The following is a 6,532-nucleotide window of genomic DNA, read 5'->3' as shown; positions in this document are numbered from 1 at the left end:
GTACCACACGGCGAGTTCACGCATCGTCGCTAGCGTGCGCATCCGATCGCGGTAGGCGCGCGCGCAGCTTCGCACGACGCGCTCGCGCTCTTCGGGACCAAAGCCGTTGTCCTGTGCGATGATCGCCACGCTTGCCACTAGCCGCTTGACATCCCACTCCCAAGGACCCGGCAGTGTCTCGTCGAAGTCGTTGATATCGAAGACCAGGCTTCGCTCGGGCGACGCGAACAGTCCGAAGTTCGACACATGCGCGTCGCCACACAGTTGCGCGGTGAGGCCAGTGCGCCGGCCGGACGCCAAGTCGGACGCCATGATCAGTGCGGCGCCGCGGAAGAATGCGAATTTCGATCGCAGCATCCGGCCGTATCGCACCCGCAACAGGTCCGTGATCCGAACCGCGGCCTCCGACTCGAGCAAGTCGACCGGGTTCGGACGGTTCTGCGGCGGACTGAACTCTGCCAGCGCCGACCTGGGCATCACCGAACGGCAGTCACGCCCGAGGTCTCGCCTTTGCGCTACCGATGCGTCCACGCGAGGTCACCGCCCGGGGCCGACGGTCCCGGGGTCAGACGCTGAGCGCCGCAGCGTTGGCTCGTGCATCAGGTGCGGCATGCTGGGCCTCCTCGATTGCATCGTATGCGCACGTTTGTCTCCCGACGATAAGACGCCGTCGAAAGTTGGTCTTGGCGCGACATCGCTGAGCTGCGGTTTCGCTCGTAGATTTCTGTTCAGGAATTCAGCGACGAGTTCTCCACCACAACACAGACCTACGATCCGCTTCGCGGAGAATGCGAGAGAACCATGTTGTTCGCGATCATCCTCTTCCTGATGGTTCTGTCCCCGCTGTTCATTCCGATCGCCGTCACCGTCGTTTACGAGTTCGGCAACTGGCGCGAAAACCTCGCTGCTCGCCCGGCCCGCCCGGTCCGCCAGTTCCGCCCGGCCGTCGGCCTGCTGCCAGCCGCCGCGTAACCCAGCTTTCGCACCCGAGCGTGACGCCAAGCGTCACGCTCGATGCGTGTCAGGACCAGCCGGCACCGGCCGTCGAGGGCTCAGATCCCGGTTTCTTCGGTGCGTATCGGGGCTGGGTCCGGGACGTGGGGCATCAGGGCGTTGGGTGGGATCTGACCGAACAACCCGGCGTCGAAGTCCGCGAGGGCCTGGCCCAATTCGGCCTTGGTGTTCATCACGAAGGGCCCATAGGCCGCGACGGGTTCGCGAATGGGCTGGCCACCCAAGATGAGCAGCTCCAGGGCCGGACTGTGCGAGTCTTGGCGGTCATCACCGCGGACCTCGAACCAATCGCCGCGGCCGAACACAACCAGCTGACCGTCACGTACCGGTCGGCCCTCGCTACCCACGCGCCCAGCGCCAGCAAGAACGTAAACGAGCGCATTAGAGGACGGATCCCACGGCAATTGCAATCGCGCGCCCGGCGAAACGGTTGCATGGATCAGCGTGATGGGCGTGTGTGTCGACCCCGGGCCTCGGTGGCGACCGACCTCGCCGGCAATCACCCGAACCAACGCGCCCGCATCGGCGGACACCGCCAGCTTCACCGCGGCGGCGTCGATACCCTGGTAGGCAGGCGGGATCATCTTCTTCTTCGCGGGCAGATTCACCCACAACTGCACGCCATGGAACAGGCCGCCCGACATCACCAAGTCCTCCGGCGGCGTCTCGATGTGCAAGATCCCGGAACCGGCCGTCATCCACTGGGTGGCGCCGTCCTGAATCATCCCACCGCCCCCATGCGAGTCCTGGTGCTGAAAGCGACCGTCGATCATGTAGGTCACCGTTTCGAACCCCCGATGCGGATGCCACGGTGTGCCTTTGGGCTCACCGGGCGCGTACTGCACCGCGCCCATCTGGTCCATGTGCAAGAACGGATCGAGAAGCGCACCCGACACCCCGGCAAAGGCCCGGTGAACGGGAAAGCCTTCTCCTTCAAGGCCGGTCGACGCCGTGGTCACATTCAGCACCGGACGCTCAACAGCGCCACGCGGCGGCCCCTCGAGCCGCGGCAACCTCAAATAGTCGGCCGTCACAGCGGGCATGATCGACTCCCGTCAGGTCGGTGGTTCATGACGATCGGGGCGGACGCCCGTGTCGGGGCGATCATCGAAGTTCCAGCCAGTGCGGCTTCGATGAACCGCGCGGCGCCAGCACCGTTCGGTAGGACTCCTTCGTTCGCGACATGACCACCTGGTCGGTCATTCCCTGGTAGGTGCCGAGCGGAGTCTCCGCAGTGAACAGATCGGGAGCGACATAGGTGTGCTCGTCGCTCGATCCGGCCGTAGCCGCGGCGTACTCCTTGTCGAAGATCCCCAGCGAAAGCAGCCAGAGCACGGTTCGGGTGAGAGACACGACGACCCGATAGCTGCCACCCTCCGCCGCCCGCCTGCGCAACGCCTCGAGTATCCCGACCGTTCCGAGCCAGCCCACCACGTTGTCGCAAATCGGCACGATAGCCGGCGATTTGGGAAACGTGGGCGACCCTTCGATACAGAAGACGCCCGATACGGCTGCGCCGATCTCATCGAAGCCGGGACGGTTCGACCATGGCCCTGTGTCGCCATGGAGGACGACCTTGGCGTGGATCAGTCCGGGCTTCGTCGCGCACAACTCTTCGGCGGTAAGTCCGTTTCGTTCCAGATAGCCGGGGCGCTTGTTGGCGAAGAAGACGTCGGCATCCTTCAGCAGGTGGTCGAACTTGGCGCGATCCTCCTTGGAGCTGTCCAGGATGGTGGAGCGCATCCCAACCTGTACATCCCAGGCAAAGGACTCGACCTCGGTGGCGTTGGGCCGCCAGATGTTAAGGACGTCCGCGCCGTACATCGCGAGGTCCCGGCCCATCGCCCCTCCCGCAATCACGTGCCCCATCCCGAACGCGCGGATGCCGTCCAGCGGATTCTGTCCGTCCTTCTTGAACGGCATGGGTTCGCTGTCACCGATCTTCTCCACCGTGATCAGAGGCATCGTGGAGAGCACTTCGGTGTATTGCGGCTCTTTGAGAAACTCTTCGATGGTTCGCACCTTCGCGAGAACCAGACCTTCCTCCGCTGCGGCGGCCTCCAAATCGTCCGCGCGCCACTGCAGTATGGCGTTCTCGATGGATGCGAGGCTGTCGGTGCACCTGAGGAATTTGAGCGTGTCCGTCTTCGATCGAGGGTAGAAATCCAGGGCGACCACGTAGCGCCCATCTCGTGTCTTGTGGAAGATCGGAAGTTCGAGGAATGGGTTGTTCGCAAATCCGCCCATCGCGGGAGCACGCCCGTTTACTGTCTCCCATTTTCCTTCATAGAATCCGCAGAACCGCCGAAGGGCTTTCCGAACGTCGACGTGGACGCCCTGCCCTTTACCGGTTCTCGCCCGCCATAGGGCTGCGGCGGCGACAGACTTCGCGGCCAGGCCGATCGCAGCCATGGCACCGAACCGATGCGGGCTGGGGATGATCGGGTCCTGCCCGTAGAACGAAAGTCGTCCACCGCTGTCCGCGGCAGTCAGCCCGACGTCGCTCAGCACCTCGTTCGTGTGCGCCAGCAGATCGAACCCTTGTGAAGTTGCCGGGTTCTCGAGTGCCGTTTCGAGTTCGTGTGTCAGCCGAGTTGCGCCTGCCGTGAACACGGAACTCACGCCGTTTCCCTCTCCACAGACTGCGGGCTCGCGCCATTGGCGCGCAGCCGAAGGAGCCCGATGATGACCTCGTTCTCTGCACGGGCGAGCTCGTCGACCGAGCGTCCGGCGGCCTCGCGCATCACGCCGTCAACGATGGTGTGTTTGAGTTCGGGGGTCACCTGTGGATTTCCGAGGGTCTGCATCATTGCGGCAAGCGGGTCCATGAGCTGCTCCATGAAGTGGTTGATGCCGCCCGCTCCCCCGCCGACATGCCACTGCAGGCTCTGGCCCATCACGCCCCAGCGCAGTCCGGGTCCGTAGCTAACCGCGGTGTCGGCTTCCTCGACGCTCAGCACGTCTTGTTCGATCAGGTGGAGCATCTCCCGATACAGTGCCGCCTGTAGCCGGTTGGCCACGTGTCCTGGCAGTTCCTTGCGCAGATGGATGGGTTTCTTGCCGATCGATGCGTAGAAGCGCATCGCCCGCTCGATGGCTTCGGGTGATGTCTTGGTGCCGCCAACCACCTCGACGAGTGGGACGATGTGCGGCGGATTGAACGGGTGGCCCACAATGACTCTTTCCGGGTGCTTGCAAGCCGACTGGATGACGCTCGGCGTGATGCCCGACGAACTCGAGGCGATGATCGAATCGACCGGCGTCGCTTCATCGATCGCCGCGAACAACTTCTTCTTGAAGTCAGGCCGCTCGGGTCCGTTCTCCTGGACGAAGTCGGCCTCCGCGAACGCCTGATCCGAGTCTGTCGTGAAGCTCAAGCGGTCACGCGATGCGCCCGGTGACAAGCCGATTTCTTCGAGCTGTCCCCAGGCCTCGTCGACATAGTTGCGCAAGTTGGCCTCCGCGTTTGGAGCCGGGTCGGTCGCAACGACGTCTAGCCCGCGCGCCAAATACTGAGCCGCCCAGCTGGCGCCGATGACGCCCGTACCGACGATCGCAATGCGGCGAATTGGTTTTTCGAATGACACGATGACTTCTCCCTTTCAAGAGATTTCGGCATACGCGATGCCGGTGAGGTTTCCTTGAGCGACGAGCAACGGTTTCGCGTCCGATCCATCGAGCTTGGCCTCGAGCACGTTGCCCCCGAAGTCGGTGACGAACATTCGGTCGCCCGCTAGATCCAGGGCGATGCCGATTCCTTCCATCAAGTGCGTGAGCACGATTTCAGGGGCGGGGCGGTCCAACGAACCCGAATCCATCGGCGCGCGATTGACCGTGTTGCCGCGCGGTGGGTCGCCCCGATCGGTCCAATACAGGACGCGATTCTTGAGATCGAGATCCAGATCGATCGGCTCGGGAAGCCCGTCGTAGAGAACTTCGATGTCCGCTCGGTTGGACGCCGTCTGTCCTGGGGGGACGTCGATGCCAGCGCGGAGGATGCGGCCCTTGCCTGCGTTGTCGGGGCCCTTTTGCGTCCAGTAGACCTTGCCGCCATCGACATCGATGGCCACGCCCACGCACCACTTCGTGGCGTCCGGACCCGGTCGCGGGTCGCCCTGACTCGCGTCCACGAGCGTCTCGACGTTCGAACCATCGAGGTCGGCGCGCATCACGCGCATGCCCTCGCGGTCGCACCAGTACAGCTTTCGGCTCTTCGCCTCGAGCTGGATCTGCTTGGGAGTGAACGTGCCGCCCTGGGGCACGATCGCCATTCGATTCAGCCCGTCGAGATCGGCTCGCTCGACGGAGCCGTCGTTCGCCTTGGGGTTCCCCATATTGGTCCAATAGATTTGTCCCGCTGCGACATCGACCGCGATGCCGTCGGGGTATCTACATCCGGTGGCGATGACCTTGCGGTCGGAGCCGTCCGAATTGAGCGAGACGACGCGGTTGTCGCTGAGGTCGAGCAGGAACAGGTGACCCATGTGCTTCACTCCAAGTAGTCAGTAGAAACCGGTGCCGAGTGCCCGATTCACCTCTGCGCCAGGCAATTCCATCGTTGCGCGAGCAGATGACGATGTCGTTGTGATTGTGGACAGCGATCAGCAGCGCAGGTTGTCCGCAATGACACCGTCAAACCTCGATCCGCGACCCGACGATCAGGGTCCGGTCTCGGGGCAGGCCGAAGGACTCGGCGGCGTCGGCGCTCAGCTTGGACGTGGCGATGAAGAGATTCGTACGCCAAGCGGGCATGGTCGGAGCGTCGCCCCTCGTCAGTTCGATCTTCGACAAGAAATACGAAGCGTCATCGATCGCGATCGATCCCTCGGTCTTCGTCGGCTCGAGCAGACGCAACGCGTCGCGGACGTCAGGCGTTTCCATGTACCCGAAACGTACGGTCACGTGGATGATTCCGTCGTGAGTGTGGCCGAGTGGATCGATCTCGATGCGCTCGGAGTCACCGACCCGCGGAATCGGCAACGTATTGATCGTCACGATCACCACGTGCTCGTGGAGGACGTCGTTGTGCTCGACGTTTGCGCGCAGAGCCAACGGCGCGGTCTTGTTGCCGCGGTTGAGAAAGACCGCCGTGCCAGGGACCCGCAGTAGCCCGCGGCGTCTTGATAGTTGATCGACGAACGCCTGCAGTGGTCCCTCTGCGATCTCACGCTTGCGGGTGACGATCGTGCTGCCGCGTTGCCAGGTGATCATGACCGTGAACGTTGCAATGGCGATCAGCAGCGGCAGCCACGCGCCGTGGATGAGCTTGGTCAGGTTCGCCGCCACGAACAGCAGATCGAAACCCAACAGCGCGCCGCCGCCAATGACGATGAGCCACAGCGGAACCCGCCATCTCATGTGGGCGATGTAGAGGAACAGCACCGTCGTGATGGTGATCGTTCCGGTCACCGCCATCCCGTAGGCATAAGCCAGTGCCGCCGAGCTGCGGAAGGCGAACACGAGGATCAGGACCGCCACCATCAGCATGCCGTTGATCCACGGCATGTAGACCTGACCG

Annotated in this window: 7 protein-coding genes; 1 reads left to right on the top strand and 6 read right to left on the bottom strand. The window is 63.4% G+C overall.

Going from position 1 to position 6,532, the window contains the following annotated elements; all coding sequences use genetic code 11:
• A partial coding sequence (locus QOC69_RS00580; protein WP_526435309.1) for a DUF2252 family protein occupies window positions 1-477 on the bottom strand: 477 nt, incomplete at its 3' end.
• Window positions 478-801: 324 nt separating this feature from the next.
• On the opposite strand from QOC69_RS00580, the gene QOC69_RS00575 reads away from it, so the two are divergent.
• Entirely contained in the window at window positions 802-972 is a 171-nt protein-coding gene (locus tag QOC69_RS00575) for a hypothetical protein (RefSeq protein ID WP_526435307.1), read from the top strand.
• 80 nt (window positions 973-1,052) lie between these two features.
• Here QOC69_RS00575 and QOC69_RS00570 read toward each other — a convergent pair whose 3' ends face one another.
• The 5 genes from QOC69_RS00570 to QOC69_RS00550 all read right to left on the bottom strand — a co-directional run.
• Window positions 1,053-2,057, bottom strand: a complete 1,005-nt coding sequence (locus tag QOC69_RS00570; RefSeq protein WP_526435305.1) for a pirin family protein — start codon at window positions 2,055-2,057, stop codon at window positions 1,053-1,055.
• Between the two features lie 61 nt (window positions 2,058-2,118).
• Entirely contained in the window at window positions 2,119-3,627 is a 1,509-nt protein-coding gene (locus QOC69_RS00565) for a CoA transferase (RefSeq protein WP_526435303.1), read from the bottom strand.
• A 5-nt stretch (window positions 3,628-3,632) separates the two neighbouring features.
• A complete protein-coding gene (locus QOC69_RS00560) occupies window positions 3,633-4,601 on the bottom strand; it encodes a 3-hydroxyacyl-CoA dehydrogenase family protein (protein ID WP_526435301.1) in 969 nt (322 codons plus the stop codon).
• A gap of 15 nt (window positions 4,602-4,616) precedes the next feature.
• Window positions 4,617-5,498, bottom strand: a complete 882-nt coding sequence (locus QOC69_RS00555) for a 3-hydroxyacyl-CoA dehydrogenase (protein WP_526435299.1) — start codon at window positions 5,496-5,498, stop codon at window positions 4,617-4,619.
• A 148-nt stretch (window positions 5,499-5,646) separates the two neighbouring features.
• Window positions 5,647-6,532 (bottom strand): KUP/HAK/KT family potassium transporter (locus tag QOC69_RS00550; protein WP_526435297.1); only part of this gene is annotated, 886 nt, incomplete at its 5' end.

It is taken from the genome of Mycobacterium sp. (assembly GCF_032162105.1).
In the GTDB taxonomy this organism is placed as follows: Bacteria; Actinomycetota; Actinomycetes; order Mycobacteriales; family Mycobacteriaceae; genus Mycobacterium.
The sequence above is the reverse complement of the archived record's forward strand: the minus strand, read 5'-3'. Positions and strand labels throughout refer to the sequence as shown.